This window comes from Enterobacter sp. RHBSTW-00175, assembly GCF_013927005.1.
Classification (GTDB): domain Bacteria; phylum Pseudomonadota; class Gammaproteobacteria; order Enterobacterales; family Enterobacteriaceae; genus Enterobacter.
This window is the reverse complement of sequence record NZ_CP055930.1, coordinates 3,026,771-3,046,777: the sequence shown is the minus strand read 5'-3', so window position 1 is coordinate 3,046,777 and position 20,007 is coordinate 3,026,771. Positions and strand designations below refer to the sequence as shown.

Annotated in this window: 19 protein-coding genes; 11 read left to right on the top strand and 8 right to left on the bottom strand. The window is 53.8% G+C overall.

Annotated features, from left to right (window positions below; genetic code table 11):
* Positions 1–12 precede the first annotated feature (12 nt).
* The 6 genes from gluQRS (at position 13) to panD (ending at position 5,093) form a co-directional block, all read left to right on the top strand.
* Positions 13–903, top strand: a complete 891-nt coding sequence (gene gluQRS, locus HV107_RS14445) for a tRNA glutamyl-Q(34) synthetase GluQRS (RefSeq protein ID WP_182059615.1) — start codon at positions 13–15, stop codon at positions 901–903.
* A 42-nt stretch (positions 904–945) separates the two neighbouring features.
* The gene (pcnB, locus tag HV107_RS14440) at positions 946–2,343 is read left to right on the top strand and encodes a polynucleotide adenylyltransferase PcnB (protein WP_182063523.1); all 1,398 of its coding nucleotides are present in this window, start codon (positions 946–948) and stop codon (positions 2,341–2,343) included.
* On the top strand, positions 2,340–2,819 hold the full coding sequence (gene folK / locus HV107_RS14435; protein WP_182059614.1) for a 2-amino-4-hydroxy-6-hydroxymethyldihydropteridine diphosphokinase: 480 nt from the start codon (positions 2,340–2,342) through the stop codon (positions 2,817–2,819). The genes pcnB and folK overlap by 4 nt, the downstream gene beginning before the upstream one ends.
* 121 nt (positions 2,820–2,940) lie before the next feature.
* Positions 2,941–3,732 (top strand): 3-methyl-2-oxobutanoate hydroxymethyltransferase, encoded by a 792-nt coding sequence (gene panB / locus HV107_RS14430; protein WP_182059613.1) that lies wholly within the window; start codon positions 2,941–2,943, stop codon positions 3,730–3,732.
* 11 nt (positions 3,733–3,743) lie between these two features.
* Positions 3,744–4,595, top strand: coding sequence for a pantoate--beta-alanine ligase (gene panC, locus HV107_RS14425; RefSeq protein ID WP_182059612.1), 852 nt, complete (start codon positions 3,744–3,746; stop codon positions 4,593–4,595).
* 117 nt (positions 4,596–4,712) lie between these two features.
* Positions 4,713–5,093, top strand: coding sequence for an aspartate 1-decarboxylase (panD, locus tag HV107_RS14420; RefSeq protein ID WP_006810068.1), 381 nt, complete (start codon positions 4,713–4,715; stop codon positions 5,091–5,093).
* A 6-nt stretch (positions 5,094–5,099) separates the two neighbouring features.
* Here the strand turns inward: panD and HV107_RS14415 are convergent, their stop codons facing one another.
* From HV107_RS14415 to HV107_RS14400, 4 genes are all read right to left on the bottom strand, one after another.
* A complete protein-coding gene (locus tag HV107_RS14415) occupies positions 5,100–6,347 on the bottom strand; it encodes a polysaccharide deacetylase family protein (RefSeq protein WP_182059611.1) in 1,248 nt (415 codons plus the stop codon).
* Positions 6,348–6,410: 63 nt separating this feature from the next.
* The gene (locus tag HV107_RS14410) at positions 6,411–6,851 is read right to left on the bottom strand and encodes a PTS sugar transporter subunit IIA (protein WP_182059610.1); all 441 of its coding nucleotides are present in this window, start codon (positions 6,849–6,851) and stop codon (positions 6,411–6,413) included.
* 104 nt (positions 6,852–6,955) lie between these two features.
* Positions 6,956–7,726 (bottom strand): ABC transporter permease, encoded by a 771-nt coding sequence (locus tag HV107_RS14405; RefSeq protein ID WP_182059609.1) that lies wholly within the window; start codon positions 7,724–7,726, stop codon positions 6,956–6,958.
* The gene (locus HV107_RS14400; RefSeq protein WP_182059608.1) at positions 7,723–8,649 is read right to left on the bottom strand and encodes an ABC transporter ATP-binding protein; all 927 of its coding nucleotides are present in this window, start codon (positions 8,647–8,649) and stop codon (positions 7,723–7,725) included. The genes HV107_RS14405 and HV107_RS14400 overlap by 4 nt, the downstream gene beginning before the upstream one ends.
* A gap of 107 nt (positions 8,650–8,756) precedes the next feature.
* Here HV107_RS14400 and can point away from each other — a divergent pair, with 107 nt between their 5' ends.
* Entirely contained in the window at positions 8,757–9,419 is a 663-nt protein-coding gene (gene can / locus HV107_RS14395; RefSeq protein WP_020882596.1) for a carbonate dehydratase, read from the top strand.
* A 71-nt stretch (positions 9,420–9,490) separates the two neighbouring features.
* On the opposite strand, the gene hpt is transcribed toward can, so the two are convergent.
* Positions 9,491–10,027: a hypoxanthine phosphoribosyltransferase gene (hpt, locus tag HV107_RS14390; RefSeq protein ID WP_014068935.1), complete on the bottom strand. Its 537-nt coding sequence runs from the start codon at positions 10,025–10,027 to the stop codon at positions 9,491–9,493.
* 206 nt (positions 10,028–10,233) lie between these two features.
* Here hpt and HV107_RS14385 point away from each other — a divergent pair, with 206 nt between their 5' ends.
* Positions 10,234–12,624 (top strand): glucose/quinate/shikimate family membrane-bound PQQ-dependent dehydrogenase, encoded by a 2,391-nt coding sequence (locus tag HV107_RS14385; RefSeq protein WP_182059607.1) that lies wholly within the window; start codon positions 10,234–10,236, stop codon positions 12,622–12,624.
* 84 nt (positions 12,625–12,708) lie between these two features.
* Here the strand turns inward: HV107_RS14385 and cueO are convergent, their stop codons facing one another.
* On the bottom strand, positions 12,709–14,277 hold the full coding sequence (gene cueO / locus HV107_RS14380) for a multicopper oxidase CueO (RefSeq protein WP_182059606.1): 1,569 nt from the start codon (positions 14,275–14,277) through the stop codon (positions 12,709–12,711).
* Between the two features lie 145 nt (positions 14,278–14,422).
* On the opposite strand from cueO, the gene HV107_RS14375 reads away from it, so the two are divergent.
* The 3 genes from HV107_RS14375 (at position 14,423) to speD (ending at position 16,551) form a co-directional block, all read left to right on the top strand.
* Complete coding sequence (locus HV107_RS14375) at positions 14,423–14,770, top strand: YacC family pilotin-like protein (RefSeq protein WP_014882582.1); 348 nt, start codon at positions 14,423–14,425, stop codon at positions 14,768–14,770.
* Between the two features lie 116 nt (positions 14,771–14,886).
* Entirely contained in the window at positions 14,887–15,756 is an 870-nt protein-coding gene (gene speE / locus HV107_RS14370; RefSeq protein WP_182059605.1) for a polyamine aminopropyltransferase, read from the top strand.
* On the top strand, positions 15,757–16,551 hold the full coding sequence (speD, locus tag HV107_RS14365) for an adenosylmethionine decarboxylase (protein WP_182059604.1): 795 nt from the start codon (positions 15,757–15,759) through the stop codon (positions 16,549–16,551).
* 31 nt (positions 16,552–16,582) lie between these two features.
* On the opposite strand, the gene yacL is transcribed toward speD, so the two are convergent.
* The gene (gene yacL / locus HV107_RS14360) at positions 16,583–16,945 is read right to left on the bottom strand and encodes a protein YacL (RefSeq protein WP_014068929.1); all 363 of its coding nucleotides are present in this window, start codon (positions 16,943–16,945) and stop codon (positions 16,583–16,585) included.
* A gap of 206 nt (positions 16,946–17,151) precedes the next feature.
* On the bottom strand, positions 17,152–19,749 hold the full coding sequence (acnB, locus tag HV107_RS14355) for a bifunctional aconitate hydratase 2/2-methylisocitrate dehydratase (RefSeq protein WP_182059603.1): 2,598 nt from the start codon (positions 19,747–19,749) through the stop codon (positions 17,152–17,154).
* Positions 19,750–20,007: the final 258 nt, after the last annotated feature.

Below are 20,007 nucleotides of genomic sequence, written 5' to 3'. Positions count from 1 at the left end.
GTTACTGTTGATATGTCTGAATCACACTATATTGGGCGCTTTGCGCCATCTCCTTCCGGTGAATTACACTTCGGCTCTTTAATAGCCGCCCTTGGCAGCTACCTGCAAGCTCGTGCAAACCAGGGTATCTGGCGTGTACGCATCGAAGATATTGATCCTCCGCGTGAAGTTCCCGGTGCAGCAGAAACTATCCTGCGTCAGCTGGAACATTACGGCCTTCACTGGGACGGTGAGGTTCTCTGGCAGTCAAAGCGGCACGACGCTTATCGCGAACGTCTGGCGTGGCTCTATGAGCAAGGGCTTTCGTACTATTGCACCTGTACCCGTGCGCGTATTCAGAGCGTGGGGGGCGTCTATGACGGCCATTGCCGTACGCTCGGTCATGGCCCGGAAAACGCCGCCGTCCGCCTGGTCCAGCATTTTCCTGTGACCCGTTTCCACGATCAATTATCGGGCGACATTCAGGCAGATGAACGCCTGGCGCGCGAGGATTTCATCATCCACCGTCGCGATGGTTTATTTGCTTATAATTTAGCCGTTGTCGTGGACGACCATTTTCAGGGCGTGACGGAAATAGTGCGTGGGGCTGATTTAATTGAGCCAACGGTGCGGCAAATATCGCTGTATCAGCAATTTGGCTGGGCTGCCCCGAAATATATTCATTTGCCGCTGGCGCTGAATGCGCAGGGAAATAAGCTGTCGAAGCAAAACCACGCGCCTGCTTTGCCAGATGGCGATCCACGGCCCGTTTTGATCGACGCGCTGCGATTTCTCAACCAGAATATAACAAGCGAATGGCAGGACCTGAGTATTGATGAATTGCTGAAATTAGCCGTTGCTAACTGGACACTCAAAACAGTGCCAAAAATCCAGCATTCTCAAATGCGTTATGCTGAGCTATGATTAGCCGCTTTTTTCATAACAAAACACACTACGAGGTGTACTATTTTTACCCGAGTCGCTAATTTTTGCCGTAAGGTGCTAAGCCGGGAAGAGAGCATGGCTGAAGAGGCTATTGCACAAACCCATATGTCGGTTATTCCGCGTGAGCAGCACAATATTTCTCGCAAAGATATCAGTGAAAATGCCCTCAAGGTGCTCTATCGTTTGAATAAAGCAGGCTACGAGGCCTATCTCGTTGGCGGTGGTGTTCGCGATTTACTGCTGGGCAAAAAACCAAAAGATTTTGACGTGACGACCAGTGCCACGCCAGAGCAGGTGCGTAAATTATTCCGCAACTGCCGGCTGGTTGGCCGCCGCTTCCGTCTTGCTCACGTTATGTTTGGGCCTGAAATTATTGAAGTTGCCACCTTCCGTGGCCACCACGAAGGCAACCCCGCAGACCGAACCACGTCTCAGCGCGGCCAGAACGGGATGCTGCTGCGCGACAACATCTTTGGCTCTATTGAAGAAGATGCCCAGCGTCGCGATTTCACCATTAACAGCCTTTATTACAGCGTGGCGGATTTCACTGTCCGTGATTACGTGGGTGGAATGCAGGATCTGAAAGCAGGTCTGATTCGCCTGATAGGTACACCAGAAACGCGCTACCGCGAAGATCCGGTGCGAATGCTGCGTGCCGTACGTTTTGCTGCCAAGCTGAATATGCGTATCAGCCCGGAAACCGGTGAGCCCATCCCGCGCCTGGCAACGCTGATTAACGATGTCCCGCCTGCACGCCTGTTTGAAGAAGCGCTGAAACTGCTGCAAGCCGGTTACGGGTTTGAAACCTACAACCTGCTGCGCGAATACAGCCTGTTCCAGCCGCTGTTCCCGACCATTACCCGTTACTTCACGGAAAACGGCGACAGCTCGATGGAGCGCATCATTGCGCAGGTGCTGAAGAATACTGACACCCGTATTCACAATGATATGCGCGTGAACCCTGCGTTCCTGTTTGCTGCAATGTTCTGGTATCCGTTACTGGAAACCGCGCAGAAAATTGCTCAGGAAAGCGGTCTGGCCTATTACGATGCATTTGCGCTGGCCGCAAATGACGTGCTGGACGAAGGCTGCCGGACGCTGGCCATTCCAAAACGCATCACTACACTGGTGCGTGATATCTGGCAGCTTCAGTTGCGTATGTCACGTCGTCAGGGTAAACGCGCCTGGAAGCTGATGGAGCATCCTAAATTCCGCGCCGCGTTCGACCTTTTATCCCTGCGCGCTGAAGTTGAGAAGAATCAGGAATTGCAACGCCTGGCACAGTGGTGGGGAGAATTCCAGGTCTCTGCGCCACCAGAGCAAAAAGGGATGCTGACCAGTCTGGATGAAGAGCCAGAACCACGTCGTCGCCACCGTCGCCCGCGTAAGCGCGCGCCACGTCGCGAAGGCACGGCATGACCCTTGCGTATATCGCCATCGGCAGCAATCTCGCGTCTCCACTGGAGCAGGTGAATGCTGCCGTTCAGGCGCTGGGCGAGATCCCTGAAAGCCGCATCATCGCGGTATCCTCTTTCTACCGCACGCCACCGCTGGGGCCGCAGGATCAACCCGATTACCTGAATGCCGCCGTGGTGCTGGAAACCGCCCTTGCCGCCGAAACGCTGCTGGACAAAACCCAGCGTATCGAATTGCAGCAGGGTCGCGTGCGCAAAGCCGAACGCTGGGGGCCGCGGACACTGGATCTCGATATCATGCTGTTCGGCCATGACGTTATTACCACTGAACGCCTCACTGTTCCGCATTACGATATGAAAAATCGCGGGTTTATGCTCTGGCCGCTGTTTGAAGTTGCCCCAGACCTGACCTTCCCCGATGGCATTTCCCTGAAAGCCATTCTGGAAAGCCTTAACGCGGAAAAACCCGCCCGCTGGTAACCCCGTTTTTTTATCGATTAACCACTAAACAATTGTGGTTAATCGATTGCCTAAAATCATTGTTCCCTCGAATGTTACTGATAGAATGCGCAAAGATTCGCTTTGGCTATCAGGAAACCGTATGAAACCAACCACCATCTCCTTGCTGCAAAAATGCAAACAGGAAAAGAGACGCTTCGCCACCATCACCGCATATGACTACAGCTTCGCCAAACTGTTTGCCGAAGAAGGGATCAACGTCATGCTGGTCGGAGACTCGTTAGGGATGACGGTACAGGGACATGATTCCACCCTGCCTGTAACGGTAGAGGATATTGCTTACCACACCCGTGCTGTGCGTCGTGGCGCACCAGCATGTCTGCTTCTTTCCGACCTGCCGTTTATGGCCTATGCCACACCTGAGCAGGCGTTTGAAAATTCAGCGGCAGTGATGCGTGCTGGCGCCAACATGGTCAAGATTGAAGGCGGTGCCTGGCTTGTGGACACAGTGAAAATGCTGACCGAACGTGCCGTGCCCGTGTGCGGGCACCTGGGCCTGACGCCACAGTCGGTAAACATCTTTGGCGGCTACAAAGTACAAGGCCGTGGCGATGCCGCACAGACGCTGTTTGATGATGCCGTGGCGCTGGAAGCCGCAGGCGCGCAGTTACTGGTACTGGAGTGCGTTCCTGTCGAGCTGGCAAAACGCATCACCGAGGCGCTCACCATTCCGGTTATCGGGATTGGCGCGGGCAACGTCACCGATGGTCAGATCCTGGTCATGCACGACGCGTTTGGCATTACGGGTGGACATATCCCTAAATTTGCCAAAAATTTCCTGACCGATGCGGGCGACATGCGCGCGGCGGTCAGGCAGTATATTGCCGACGTTGAATCCGGTGTGTATCCGGGTGAAGAACACAGTTTCCATTAAGGAGTCTCGTTGTGCTTATCATTGAAACCCTGCCGCTGCTGCGCCAGCATATCCGCAGAGCACGTCAGGAAGGTAAACGTATCGCACTGGTCCCAACCATGGGCAACCTGCACGACGGCCACATGAAGCTGGTCGATGAAGCTAAAGCCCGTGCAGACATCGTGGTGGTTAGTATTTTCGTTAACCCAATGCAGTTTGACCGCGCTGACGACCTGGCGCGTTACCCGCGCACCCTTCAGGAAGATTGCGAAAAACTGAAGAAACGCCATACGGACATCGTTTTCTCTCCGGCACCTGCCGATGTGTACCCGCAGGGTACAGAAGAAGCGACTTACGTCGATGTCCCGGGGATTTCGACCATGCTGGAAGGCGCAAGCCGTCCGGGTCATTTCCGTGGCGTCTCAACCATCGTCAGCAAGCTTTTCAACCTGGTACAGCCAGATATCGCCTGCTTTGGCGAGAAAGACTTCCAGCAACTGGCACTGATCCGCAAAATGGTTGCGGATATGGGTTACGACATTGAAATCGTTGGCGTGCCGATTGTGCGCGCGAAAGATGGCCTGGCGCTGAGCTCCCGCAACGGTTACTTAACCGCAGACCAGCGTAAAATCGCGCCGGGTGTGAGTAAGGTCATGAATACCATGGCGGAACAACTGCTGGCGAAAGAGCTGACCGCTGAAGAGATTATCGCCCTTGCCGAACAGGCGCTTAACGAGAAAGGTTTCCGTTCTGACGATGTGCAGATCCGCGACGCCGATACCCTGCTGGAGCTGACTGAGTCCAGCAAACGAGCGGTTCTCCTGGTGGCTGCGTGGTTGGGTCAGGCGCGCCTTATCGACAATAAAGTGGTTGAGCTGGCGTAGTAGACACCGACTAAAAATCGGGCAATACTGCGCGCGTATTTGCCTGGGAATAAATCCCCTCACCTGCCCTCTCTTCACATATGAGAGGGTAAAGCATGATGATTAAAGGTAGACGTAATGATTCGCAAAATGCTGCAAGGTAAGCTTCACCGTGTGAAAGTCACTCAGGCCGACCTGCACTATGAAGGCTCCTGCGCGATCGATCAGGATTTCCTCGACGCGGCGGGTATTCTTGAAAACGAAGCTATTGATATCTGGAACGTGAACAACGGCAAACGCTTCTCTACTTACGCCATCGCGGCTGAACGCGGTTCCAAAATCATCTCCGTCAACGGCGCTGCCGCGCACTGCGCTGACGTGGGTGATATCGTGATTATCGCAAGCTTCGTCATGATGTCTGACGAAGAAGCGCGCCGCTGGCAGCCAAAAGTCGCCTACTTCGAAGGCGACAATGACATGAAACGTACCGCGAAAGCGATCCCGGTTCAGGTTGCCTGATAGCTGCTACCCCTGCGGCTGATTGCTGATCAGCCGCGACATTGTCTCCAGTGAATCCGTTCTTAAGATGTACAGACGCTTGAGTAAGAACGGATTATCTCCCGGTTTTACCTTTCCTTTCACGGTCGTGACCGCCAGATGAAAACCGGCGTCATTTGCCGCTTTCACCGCGTTATCGTTGTATCCGCCAAACGGATAGGAAAGATAAAGCACATGCGGGTTGAACTGTGCCAAATCACGCCGGGAGCGTTTAAAATCGAACAAAATAATGTGGTAGCTGCGGCTGAGTAAAATCGGCTGATGGTTGCCATCTACGCGGTGTAAAAAATGGGTATGCGACTGAATATCAAATACATCCTGGATCTGCTCCAGCTCTGACACGCTCATGAACTGCAGAGACTTGGGGGCCCACTTTTGCGGATGGCGTTTGATTCGGGATGAGATAATAAACGCCGTTGCCTTAAACCCGTACTCTTTCAAAATGGGATAAGCATAGCGGCTAACGGATTTCAGGCCGTCATCAAAGGTGATCACCACCGACTTAGCAGGCAGGTTTATTTTGTTACGTACGTACCCCTCGAGCTGATACATGGTCAGCGTGGTATAACCCTGGTCGCGTAACCATGTCATCTGGTTGCTAAAGGCACGCACGCTGGTCGTTGTGGAGGTATGACGAAAACGGGTGTTCTCCTCATCACGCAGGATATGGTGGTAGGTAATCACCGGAATACCGTTATCTTCCTGCGCATCCAGGCTGCTTATCCACGCCAGGCGGTTGCCAATGCGGATCTGAAACCAGGTTTGGTTCAGACGGTCTTTAAGCTTGTTCAGGATCGGGTAGCGGAGATTGGCGCTTAAGGTCCCGAAAGGAGCACTGCTGTTGTCAGCGGCGTTATAAACCGGCGTGTCTTTCCAGGTGACCAGATTTTGATTACTGAGCGGTTTATTCAGATCGCCCAGGCCATCTTCAACGCGCTTCTTGCCCTGAACAGGCTCCAGATGCCCCTTGTCGATAAAACCCGTGCCGAAACCGAAGCGGAACTCATAGTAATCTGCCGCCGCAGGCACCACGGCCAGGATCTGCCCGGCACGCACGTTGCCAACGTTGACCACGTCATTACCCACCTGCGCCCAAATCGCCGCATCTTCGGTGGTTTGCATGTATTGTGCAGGCAGTCTTTGCTGACTTAATAAACTGGCAGAACTGATGCCGGAAACGAACAACAACAGCAGGAATAGTAGACGCGTTAGCATTGGATCGTTATCGATACGAAAAAACTGATGTCATTGTAGCAAAAGAGACATCAATACCAATGTTTAATTCTTATACAGGTTGTGAAGCAGGACGAAAGGAGGATTTTTCTGTTGCTGATGCCACAAGCTGCTGACGCCCGGCGTACCTTGCGCCACGATAGCCTCGCGAAACCCGGCGCTGCCGAGTGTTTCTCGCTGCGGGTACATTAGTTCCAGCAACGGCAGGCTAATTCCTGAAATCACTTCGCAACAATCGTGCTTATGGCTCATCAATGCCGCCGTACGATAGGGGGCAGCGCCGGATTTATCGGTAAGAAAGATAACGCCGTCGCCGGTGTCGGTTTCATGCAGGGCGTCGCACATCATACGGCTGAGCATATTGGTGCTTAAGCCACGCCAGTAATTGACCGCCCGACATTGCGCCAGCGGACCAAATTTAGCGTCAAGCTTGTCCAGCATATCCTGCGCCTGTTCATCGTGGCAGGTGATGACCCATCCCAGCATAACTCCCTCCTTAGCAGGCGAGTAGTTTAGCCCAGTGAAGGTTAGCTTACGGTGATAACTGTCAAAGAAAAGCGCCCGGCAACGGATTGTCGCCGGGCCGAAGGTTAGCTACGCAGCCCGCGCCCGCGCTGGATCAGATACCAGCACAGCAGGTAGAAGGCGAGGATAAACACCACCAGCACCGCAACGGTAGTAAACAGCGGCACGTCGGTAATGCCGAGGAAACCAAAGCGGAAGCCGCTTATCATGTACACGATCGGGTTCAGGTGCGACAGCGCCTGCCAGAACGGCGGCAGCAGCGTCAGGGAGTAGAACACCCCGCCCAGATAGGTCAGTGGCGTCAGCACGAAGGTCGGGATCAGGCTGATGTCGTCGAACGTCTTGGCGAATACGGCGTTCAGCAGACCGGCCAGCGAGAACAGGATCGCCGTCAGCAGCAATGTTAGCGCCACAAACAGCCATGAATGCACCTGGAACGGGACAAAGAACAGCGAAATCGCCGTGACCAGGATACCCACGCACAGACCACGCGCCACGCCACCACCCACGTAACCGGCAATGATCACATGCGTAGGCACAGGTGCTACCAGCAGTTCTTCAATGTTGCGCTGGAACTTGGCGCTAAAGAATGATGACGCAACGTTGGCATAGGCGTTGGTAATCACCGCCATCATGATCAGGCCCGGTACGATAAACTGCATATAGGTAAAGCCGTGCATCTCACCAATGCGAGAACCAATCAGGTTACCGAAGATGATAAAGTACAGGGTCATGGTGATGACCGGCGGCACCAGGGTTTGCACCCAGATGCGCATAAAACGGTTAATCTCTTTCGCCCAGATGCTTTTCAGCGCAACCCAGTAAAGATGCGTCATGCTTTGTCTCCTTGTTTCTCATGTACCAGAGAGACAAACAGCTCTTCCAGTCGGTTCGCTTTATTACGCATACTCAACACCTGAATGCCCTGCGCGCTCAGCTGGGAGAACACGCTGTTGATCCCCTGCTCGCGTAGCACTTCCACTTCCAGCGTCGAGGTATCTACCAGACGATATTGATACCCTTCCAGCTTTGGCAGCGGGCTTTTTGGCGCCAGGTCGAGAATAAAGGTTTCTGATTTCAGCTTAGAAAGCAGATCTTTCATCGAGGTGTTTTCCACCAGCTCGCCATTCTGAATGATGCCGATATTGCGGCAGAGCATTTCGGCTTCTTCGAGGTAGTGGGTTGTCAGAATAATGGTGGTGCCTTTATCGTTAAGATCTTTCAGGAACCCCCACATTGAGCGACGAAGCTCGATGTCCACACCGGCGGTGGGTTCATCGAGGATCAACAGTTTTGGTTCATGCATCAGCGCACGCGCAATCATCAGGCGGCGCTTCATCCCGCCGGATAACATCCGCGCACGTTCGTTGCGTTTTTCCCACAGATCGAGCTGTTTGAGGTACTTTTCGCTACGTTCAAGCGCATCTTTGCGCTCCACGCCGTAGTAACCCGCCTGGTTCACTACGATCTGTTGTACGGTTTCGAAAGGGTTAAAGTTGAACTCCTGCGGCACCAGCCCAAGCTGGCGCTTGGCGTTAACAACATCTTTTTGCAGGTCGTAGCCAAACACGCTTACCCTGCCGGATGACTTGTTAACCAGAGAACTGATAATCCCGATGGTGGTGGATTTCCCTGCGCCATTTGGCCCCAGAAGCGCATAGAAATCACCCGCTTCTACTTTGAGATCTATTCCGCGCAGCGCCTGAACGCCGCCCGGATAGGTTTTTTTAAGCTGTTCAAGCTCCAGTGCAATCGCCATGAATTAGACTTACCTATAGTTCTGACACACGTTGTGTGGTTTCATTAAAAGTCGGGTTACCCTATAGTAGCGCAACGCAATCACTCGGTTACAGGTCGTTAACCTCCATGAATGACATAGATACACTCATCAGCAACAATGCACTATGGTCAAAGATGCTGGTGGAAGAGGACCCCGGTTTTTTCGGGAAACTGGCGCAAGCGCAGAACCCGCGCTTTCTATGGATTGGATGTTCCGATAGCCGCGTTCCGGCAGAGCGTCTGACCGGCCTCGAACCGGGCGAATTATTCGTTCACCGCAACGTAGCCAACCTGGTCATTCACACGGATCTTAACTGTCTCTCGGTTGTTCAGTATGCCGTCGATGTACTGGAAGTCGAGCACATCATCATTTGCGGCCACTACGGCTGTGGTGGCGTCCAGGCTGCGATAGAAAACACTGAGCTGGGCTTAATCGATAACTGGCTGCTGCACATCCGCGATATCTGGTTCAAACATAGCTCACTGCTAGGCGAAATGCCGCAAGAGCGTCGGCTTGATACCCTGTGTGAGCTAAACGTCATGGAGCAGGTCTATAACCTGGGCCACTCCACGATTATGCAATCTGCCTGGAAACGCGGGCAGAAGGTATCTATTCACGGCTGGGCGTACGGTATTCATGACGGGTTACTGCGTAATCTGGAAGTGACCGCTACCAACCGCGAAACGCTGGAACAGCGCTATCGCTCGGGCATTGCCAACCTCAAACTCAAGCACGTAAACCATAAATAAAGCCTGAGGTTTTCTCCCTCTCCCGGTGGGAGAGGGCTGGGGTGAGGGCATCAGCCCGCACCCAATCAACATTACTCGTCCAGCAGCACAACTTTCCCGACATACGGCAGATGGCGATAACGCTGGGCGTAGTCGATACCGTAACCCACCACGAATTCGTCAGGAATAGAGAAACCGACAAACTCAACCGGCACCTGCACTTCACGACGGGTTGGTTTATCCAGCAGGGTGCAGATCGCCAGGGATTTTGGTTCGCGCAGGCTCAGGATCTCGCGCACTTTAGAGAGCGTGTTGCCGGAGTCGATGATGTCCTCAACGATCAACACATCTTTGCCACGAATATCTTCATCCAGGTCTTTAAGGATTTTCACATCACGGGTTGTGGACATGCCGCTGCCGTAGCTGGAGGCGGTCATAAAATCGACCTCATGTGACACCTGCACTTCACGGCACAAGTCTGCCATGAACATAAAAGAGCCACGCAACAAACCAACCAGCACCATTTCGCTGCCGCTGTCTTTGTAATGTTCGGTGATTTGACGGCCCAGTTCGGCGATACGCGCTTTGATCTCCGCTTCCGGGATCATCACTTCAACAGTATGTTTCATATTACTAACCATATGATTTTAATAAAAATCGCTCAATGCGGATGAATCTGCGTCCGGCATCGATTCACAAGCCACCCATTATAACAGCAAATGGATAGCCCTGGCGCATGAGTTATAAAAAGCAAATTTTGTGATTCCGATCACACTTGTTAATACCTATAATTAATTGCTAGCAAATAATTAACAAAACTGACGAGTACTTTTCTATGGCTGAAACAAAAACTCAACAGTCGCGTCTACTGGTGACATTAACAGCAGCGTTCGCAGCCTTCTGCGCGCTGTATCTGTTAATCGGTGGCGTCTGGCTGGTCGCTTTAGGCGGTTCCTGGTACTACCCGATTGCAGGTCTGGTTATGGTTGCCGTAACCATCCTGCTGTTGCGTAGAAAACAATCAGCACTGTGGCTTTATGCCGCATTACTTCTCGCAACCATGATCTGGGGCGTCTGGGAAGTCGGCTTCGACTTCTGGGCACTGACGCCACGCAGTGACATCCTCGTGTTCTTTGGTATCTGGCTGATCCTGCCGTTTGTCTGGCGTCGCCTGATTGTTCCTTCCAGTGGCGCCGTCGCCGCACTGGTGATTGCCCTGCTTATCAGCGGTGGCATCCTCACCTGGGCTGGCTTCAACGACCCACAGGAGATCAAAGGCACGCTGAACACGGAATCCACGCCTGCCGCGGCTATCTCTCAGGTTGCCGATAGCGACTGGCCTGCGTATGGTCGTAATCAGGAAGGTCAGCGTTACTCTCCACTGAAGCAGATCAACGCCGACAACGTGAAGGACCTGAAAGAAGCCTGGGTCTTCCGTACCGGCGATGTGAAGATGCCTAACGATCCAGGTGAACTGACCAACGAAGTGACGCCAATTAAAGTTGGCAACATGCTTTATCTGTGTACCGCGCACCAGCGTCTGTTCGCGCTTGATGCGGCTACCGGTAAAGAGAAATGGCACTTCGATCCACAGCTCAACTCTAACCCGTCATTCCAGCATGTGACCTGCCGTGGTGTTTCTTACCATGAAGCGCGTGCCGATAATGCCAGCCCGGATGTGGTCGCTGACTGCCCTCGCCGCATCATGCTGCCGGTGAACGATGGACGACTGTTTGCAGTTAACGCCGAAACGGGCAAGCTGTGCGAGACCTTTGCCAACAAAGGTGTCCTGAATCTGCAAACCAACATGCCGGATACCACGCCGGGCCTGTATGAACCGACCTCACCACCGATCATCACCGATAAAACTATCGTGATTGCCGGTTCGGTAACGGATAACTTCTCTACCCGCGAAACCTCTGGCGTTATCCGTGGTTTTGACGTGAACACCGGTAAACTGCTGTGGGCCTTCGATCCGGGCGCGAAAGATCCAAACGCGATCCCATCGGACGAACACACCTTTACCTTTAACTCACCGAACTCCTGGGCACCAGCAGCGTATGACGCGAAGCTGGACCTGGTCTACCTGCCAATGGGTGTGACCACGCCGGATATCTGGGGCGGCTATCGCACACCAGAGCAGGAGCGTTACGCGAGCGCTATCGTGGCGCTGAACGCGACCACCGGTAAACTGGCATGGAGCTACCAGACCGTTCACCACGATCTGTGGGATATGGACATGCCATCCCAGCCGACGCTTGCCGACATTACCGTTAACGGCAAAACCGTTCCGGTAATTTATGCACCAGCGAAAACGGGTAACATCTTCGTACTGGATCGCAGCAACGGTAAGCTGGTTGTTCCTGCACCGGAAAAACCGGTTCCTCAGGGGGCAGCAAAAGGCGATTACGTCAGTAAAACGCAGCCGTTCTCTGACCTGAGCTTCCGTCCGAAGAAAGACCTGAGCGGTGCAGACATGTGGGGTGCCACCATGTTTGACCAGCTGGTCTGCCGCGTGATGTTCCATCAGCTGCGCTACGAAGGTATCTTCACGCCGCCTTCTGAGCAGGGCACGCTGGTCTTCCCGGGTAACCTGGGGATGTTCGAATGGGGCGGGATCTCCGTTGACCCGAACCGTCAGGTAGCGATTGCCAACCCGATGGCGCTGCCGTTTGTCTCTAAACTGATCCCACGCGGCCCGGGTAACCCAATCGAACCGCCGAAAGACGCGAAAGGTACCGGGACCGAATCCGGTATTCAGCCGCAGTATGGCGTGCCGTTTGGCGTAACCCTGAACCCGTTCCTGTCACCGTTCGGCCTGCCGTGTAAACAGCCTGCATGGGGTTATATCTCCGCGCTGGATCTGAAAACCAACCAGGTCGTGTGGAAGAAACGTATTGGTACGCCTCAGGACAGTATGCCGTTCCCGATGCCGGTTCCTGTGCCGTTCAATATGGGGATGCCAATGCTGGGTGGCCCAATATCCACCGCTGGTAACGTGCTGTTCATCGCGGCAACCGCTGATAACTATCTGCGCGCGTACAACATGACCAACGGTGAGAAACTGTGGCAAGGCCGTCTGCCAGCAGGCGGACAGGCAACACCGATGACCTATGAAGTGAATGGCAAGCAGTACGTCGTCATCTCTGCCGGTGGTCATGGTTCGTTTGGCACGAAGATGGGCGACTATATTGTCGCGTATGCCTTGCCTGACGCAAGCAAGTAACTGAAAAGCCCGGTGGCGCTACGCTTACCGGGCCTACGGGTGCCATATACAGGCCGGGTAAGGCGCAGTCGCCACCCGGCTTTTTTATACGGTAAAACCGAGCATCATCCCCGTATCTTCATGCTCCAGCAGATGGCAATGCGCCATATAGGCGAACTCCTTCGGCGCGTCGTGCGCGAACTTCACCAGCACCTCGCTCACACCACCTTCAACCCGCACCGTGTCTTTCCAGCCGGAACGATGTACCTCTGGCGCTTTACCATTCTCTGAGAGAATGCGGAACTGCGTGCCGTGAATATGGAACGGATGCAGCATCATGTCACCTTCACCAGAAATCACCCAACGTTCAAACTGCCCTTTCGTGGCAGCAAACATCGGCGTATTCATATCGAACGCTTTGCCGTTGATCATGTTGGCGTTATGGAAGTCAAAACCCTGTCCCCCGTGGTTCATTTTCCCCATTCCGCCCATGCTGCCGTGATCCATATTCATATGGCCCATCATCTGCCCATGCTGCATCCCGGCCATCGCCTGATTGCCATATTTCGTCATCAGCGCCTGCATCCCCATCATATCGAGCATCGGATCCATCGAGAGCTGGAGTTTGCGCTGGGTTAACCCCTCAAGTGCAGGTAACGCAGGCACCTTCGCCAGAGTATCCGGCAATATGCCCGACGCCGTGACCTGAAGCGGCTGAATGCGCAGCACCGGATGCGGCTGATCAAATGGCGCAACGGCCATGCCCATCTGGCTCACCGGCAGGGTCACAAGGTCAAACGCCTTGCCATCGCTGATATCCACCAGCACTTCAAAACGCTCGCCCATCAGCATCGGTAATTCGTTGACCTTAACCGGCTCAGGCAACAAGCCGCCATCGCTCGCCACCACATACAGCGGGCGTTTATCACTGGTGGCAAAATTCAGCGAACGCGCGTTACAGCCATTAAGCAGACGTAAACGCAGCCAGCCCTTCGGCGCGGCGTGCTGCGGGTAAATCGCGCCGTTGGTCAGCAACGTATCACCGAACCAGCCCACCGCTGCGCTCATCACGTCCAGCTGGTAATCAATCTGCCCGTCTGAGGTGAACTTTTTGTCCTGCACAATCACCGGCACATCGTCGATGCCCCACTGTTTTGGCAGGCGCAGCAGGCGGCTTTCATCATCTTCAATGAGTACCAGCCCTGCCAGCCCCATCGCAACCTGCCGTCCGGTTTTGCCATGCTGATGCGGGTGGAACCAGCAGGTCGACGCGGGCTGGTCAGGGGTAAAGGTGACGCTGCGCTTACCGCCCGCCTTAATCACCCCCTGCGGACCCCCGTCCACTTCACCCGGGACTTCCAGGCCGTGCCAGTGCAGCGTTGTCTCTTCCGCCAGCGTATTGTGGATGTCCACAGTGACGGCTTTTCCTCTGCGTAACTGAATAGCAGGGCCGAGCAGATTGCCGTTATACCCCCAGGTTGTCGCAGAATGCTCACCAAAGGTCGTTTTACCCGACTGAACAATAAGCTGGATGCGGCTGCGGGCATCCGCGGTAAGCAGATCAGGGATGGGTAAGGCGGGTCTGTCGGCCGCAAAAACTGCGCGACTCCACAGCGGTAATGCGCTGGCAACCCCCAGCGCAACGGAATATTTTAAAAAATCACGACGTTGCATGTTCATTTCCTTATTTCCAGCAGGCGATATTTTGAGCATAAACCCTCCCCTTACCGGAAGGTCAAGCAAAGCGGCAATAATAAAGATCGTCGCCCTGGCATCAAGTATGCTAACGTTAATTTTCCGTGACGCAGTGGTAGAAGCAATGAAGACGTTTTTCAGGACAATTTTGTTCGGCAGCCTGATGGCTATGTGTGCAAACAGTTATGCGCTGAGTGAAAATGAAGCAGAAGATATGGCCGATTTAACGGCGGTTTTTGTATTCCTGAAAAATGATTGTGGTTACCAGAATTTACCCAACGGGCAGATTCGTCGCGCACTGGTCTTTTTTGCCCAGCAGAACCAGTGGGATCTCAGCAACTACGACAGCTTCGACATGAAGGCGCTCGGTGAAGACAGCTACCGTGATTTAAGCGGCATTGGCATTCCCACTGCAAAGAAATGCAAAGCGCTGGCTCGCGACTCCCTTAGCCTGCTCGCCTACGTAAAATAACCTCCCCCCGACGCTCCTTGTTGACCCTATAGCCGTGCAAGCACGGTTATAGTTAGCTATCATGTTTCGCTCATTTTTCGTGGGAAAACGGATGTTAACAAAGGAGGCGTCAGCTTATGGCCGACAACGCGTTGTGGCATGAAACACTGCATGATCAGTTTGGTCAGTACTTTGCCGTTGATAACGTGCTTTATCATGAGAAAACCGATCATCAGGATCTGATCATTTTCGAAAACGCTGCTTTTGGGCGCGTGATGGCGCTGGACGGCGTGGTGCAAACCACCGAGCGTGACGAGTTTATCTATCACGAGATGATGACCCACGTACCGCTGCTGGCACACGGACAGGCCAAACACGTTTTGATTATCGGCGGGGGTGATGGCGCAATGCTGCGTGAAGTGTCCCGCCATAAATCTGTCGAATCCATCACCATGGTGGAAATCGACGCAGGCGTTGTCTCTTTCTGCCGCCAGTACTTACCCAATCATAATGCCGGCAGCTATGACGACCCGCGCTTCAGTCTGGTGATTGACGATGGGGTCAACTTTGTTAACCAGACCACACAAACCTTTGATGTGATCATCTCTGACTGCACCGACCCAATCGGCCCGGGTGCATCGCTGTTTACCTCATCCTTTTACGAAGGCTGCAAACGTTGCCTTAAGCCCGGTGGGATCTTCGTGGCGCAGAATGGCGTCTGCTTCCTGCAACAGGATGAAGCCATCGACAGCCACCGCAAGTTAAGCACTTATTTTGGCGATGTCAGTTTCTATCAGGCCGCTATTCCGACTTACTACGGCGGGATCATGACCTTTGCCTGGGCAACGGATAACGAGGTGCTACGCCATCTCTCCGCCGAAATCATTCAGGCCCGTTTCCACCAGGCCGGTCTTCATTGCCGATACTACAATCCGGCTGTCCACACCGCCGCGTTTGCCTTGCCTCAGTATTTGCAAGACGCGTTGTCCTCTCAGGGGGTGAACTAATTGAAAAAGCTTAAACTGCATGGCTTTAACAACCTGACAAAAAGCCTGAGTTTTTGTATTTACGATATCTGCTATGTCAAAACAGCAGAAGAACGCGATGGGTATATCGCCTATATCGATGAACTCTACAACGCCAATCGGCTGACTGAAATCCTGTCAGAAACCTGCTCGATTATTGGCGCGAATATCCTGAATATCGCGCGCCAGGATTACGACCCTCAGGGTGCGAGCGTGACCATCCTGGTCAGCGAAGAGCCAGTCGACCCGCAGCTTATCGACAAAACCGAGCACCCCGGTCCGCTGCCAGAAGTGGTGGTGGCTCACCTGGATAAAAGCCATATCTGTGTGCACACCTATCCGGAAAGCCATCCTGAAGGCGGGCTGTGTACGTTCCGCGCCGATATCGAAGTATCGACCTGCGGTGTGATTTCACCGCTGAATGCGCTGAACTACTTAATCCACCAGCTGGAATCCGATATCGTAACCATTGACTATCGCGTCCGTGGTTTTACTCGTGATATCAATGGCATGAAGCACTTTATTGACCACGAGATCAATTCCATTCAGAACTTTATGTCCGAGGACATGAAAGCGCTGTATGACATGGTGGACGTGAATGTATACCAGGAAAACATCTTCCATACCAAGATGTTGCTTAAGGAGTTTGACCTTAAGCACTACATGTTCCACACCAAACCGGAAGACCTGAGCGACGAAGAGCGTAAGGCCATCACTGACCTTCTCTGGAAAGAGATGCGCGAAATCTACTATGGCCGCAATATTCCGGCCATGTAAGAGACACAAGGAGCAAGGACGCTCCGGTATGCTATTTCTGTTTCATGAACTCGCGGTACGCCGCCACCACCTTCAGGAAGTCTTCGACGCCGCACAGCGACAGACTCTCTTCATCGTAGTAGCTCATCCCCTCTTCCATCTCGTCACCCGAGAATTCAAGCTGGTTGGCACGCACCATAACCTCTTCGCCGTCCATCCACAGCGTGTATTCGTGCCCGGCACGTTGCCAGGAGCGCTCACTGCCTTTCACCGTATTCGCCGCCTGTTCAACTTCATCAAGAAGCGCGAGATTCTCTTTCACCTCTTCGTTAAACCAGTGTCCTACGGCTTCGTGGCCCATCGACATACGCACTTTCACCACTCCGGTGATGTCGCGCAGAAATTCGTAATCCATAGTATTTTCCTCTGCAAAGCCATTAAGGTAATTATCGCAGCAGCGAGGAAGAAAAAAAGCGTAAGAGGTGGGAGGAATGAAAATAAAAACCCACCGCAGTTGCGATGGGTTTTGTAGGCCCGGTAAGCGTAGCGCCACCGGGCAATGGGTCAGGTGCGGTCTGGTGCCCTCACCCCCAGCCCCTCTCCCACGGGAGAGGGTAGCATTTATACTGCCGTCTGGAAGATAACGCCGTCAGCCTTCTCGGTGTACTGAGAGAGCTGGTCGAAGTTCAGATAACGATAGGTATCCACCGCCGTCTTATCAACCTGAGCAATATAAGTCTGGTACTCTTCCGGCGTTGGCAGTTTGCCAATCAGCGCGGCAACCGCCGCCAGCTCCGCAGAGGCCAGATAAACGTTAGCGCCAGTACCCAGACGGTTCGGGAAGTTACGGGTAGAGGTAGAGACTACCGTCGCACCGTCCGCTACGCGCGCCTGGTTACCCATACACAGGGAACAGCCAGGGATTTCGATACGCGCACCGCTCTTACCGAACACGCTGTAGTAACCTTCTTCAGTCAGCTGAGCGGCGTCCATGCGGGTTGGCGGAGCCACCCACAGACGCGTTGGCAGCTGGCCTTTATGGGTATCCAGCAGCTTACCGGCAGCACGGAAGTGACCGATGTTGGTCATACAGGAACCGATGAACACTTCGTCGATCTTATCGCCCTGAACGTCAGAGAGCAGACGAGCATCGTCTGGATCGTTTGGTGCACACAGGATTGGCTCTTTGATATCCGCCAGATCGATGTCGATCACTGCCGCATATTCTGCGTCAGCATCGGCTTCCAGCAACTGCGGATCCGCCAGCCATTTTTCCATCCCCTGAACGCGGCGTTCCAGCGTACGACGATCGCCGTAACCTTCTGCGATCATCCACTTCAGCAGCACGATATTAGAGGTCAGATACTCTTCGATCGGCGCCTGGTTTAGCTTGATGGTACAGCCCGCAGCAGAACGCTCAGCGGAGGCATCGGTCAGTTCGAATGCCTGTTCTACTTTCAGATCCGGCAGACCTTCAATTTCCAGGATGCGGCCAGAGAAGATGTTTTTCTTACCTTTCTTCTCAACGGTCAGCAGGCCCTGCTTGATGGCATACAGCGGGATGGCGTGAACCAGGTCACGCAGGGTGATACCCGGCTGCATTTTGCCTTTGAAGCGCACCAGAACGGATTCTGGCATATCCAGCGGCATCACGCCGGTCGCAGCAGCAAACGCCACCAGACCAGAGCCCGCCGGGAAGGAGATACCAATCGGGAAACGGGTATGAGAGTCGCCACCGGTACCCACGGTATCTGGCAGCAGCATACGGTTCAGCCAGGAGTGAATAACGCCATCACCCGGACGCAGGGACACACCGCCACGGTTCATGATGAAGTCTGGTAGCGTGTGGTGTGTGGTCACATCAACCGGCTTCGGATAGGCCGCAGTGTGGCAGAAGGACTGCATCACCAGGTCAGAAGAGAAGCCCAGGCACGCCAGGTCTTTCAGTTCGTCACGGGTCATTGGGCCAGTGGTATCCTGAGAGCCCACAGAAGTCATCTTCGGCTCACAGTACGCACCCGGGCGAATACCAGTTACGCCGCACGCGCGGCCAACCATTTTCTGCGCCAGGGAGTAACCACGGTTACTTTCCGCCACATCTTTCGCCTGACGGAAAACGTCTGAGTGCGGCAGACCCAGCGCTTCACGCGCTTTGGTGGTCAGGCCACGACCGATGATCAGCGGAATACGGCCACCGGCACGCACTTCGTCGACCAGAACGTCGGTTTTCAGCTCAAAGCTTGCCAGCAGTTCGTTGGTTTCGTGGTGACGCACTTCACCTTTGAACGGGTAAACGTCAATCACGTCGCCCATATTCAGGTTGTTCACGTCCACTTCAATTGGCAGTGCGCCAGCATCTTCCATGGTGTTGAAGAAGATTGGTGCAATTTTGCCGCCCAGGCACAGGCCGCCGCCGCGTTTGTTCGGCACATGCGGGATATCATCGCCCATGAACCACAGCACGGAGTTGGTTGCAGATTTACGGGAAGAGCCGGTACCCACAACATCGCCCACATAGGCCAGCGGGAAACCTTTCTCCTGCAGGGCTTCGATCTGCTTGATCGGGCCAACGTTGCCTGGCTGATCCGGCTCGATACCTTCACGGGCGTTTTTCAGCATCGCCAGCGCGTGCAGAGGGATATCAGGACGGGACCACGCATCCGGAGCCGGGGAGAGGTCATCGGTGTTAGTTTCACCGGTCACCTTGAAAACGGTCACGGTGATTTTTTCAGCCAGAGCTGGACGGTTCAGGAACCATTCAGCATCAGCCCAGGACTGCATAACCTGCTTCGCATATTCGTTGCCTGCTTTGGCTTTTTCTTCCACATCGTAGAAGTTATCGAACATCAGCAGCGTTGAAGAGAGCGCTTTGGCCGCAATTGGCGCCAGCTTTTCGTTATCCAGCGCGTCAATCAGCGGATGAATGTTGTAGCCACCCTGCATGGTGCCGAGCAGTTCAATCGCTTTTTCAGGAGTCACCAGTGGGGAGGTTGCTTCGCCTTTGGCAATGGCAGCAAGGAAACCGGCTTTTACGTAGGCAGCTTCATCTACGCCAGGCGGTACGCGGTTGATCAACAGATCTAACAGGAATTCTTCTTCGCCCTTGGGCGGATTCTTCAGCAGCTCGACGAGCGCGGCCATTTGGGTTGCATCTAAAGGTTTGGGTACAATTCCCTCGGCGGCACGTTCTGCTACGTGCTTACGGTATTCTTCTAGCACGACGGTTCTCCTCGCTCTCATTGTCATATTGCGGCATACACAGCGTGTATGTGGGCGAATCTCTTCACGCTCCTGTGAGACAGCAGTTTGTAGGGTAAATGCCCGATACCGCGTCGGGCAGCATAGCAGGATTTCTGCACAGTGTTAATCCGTTTACAAAAAAGCAACATTAAAAAATTTGCTGAATCGTTAAGGATGGTGTAGCGGGAAGGCGATTCGAATTTTGGGCACAAAAAAACCGCCTTAATGAAGTGAACC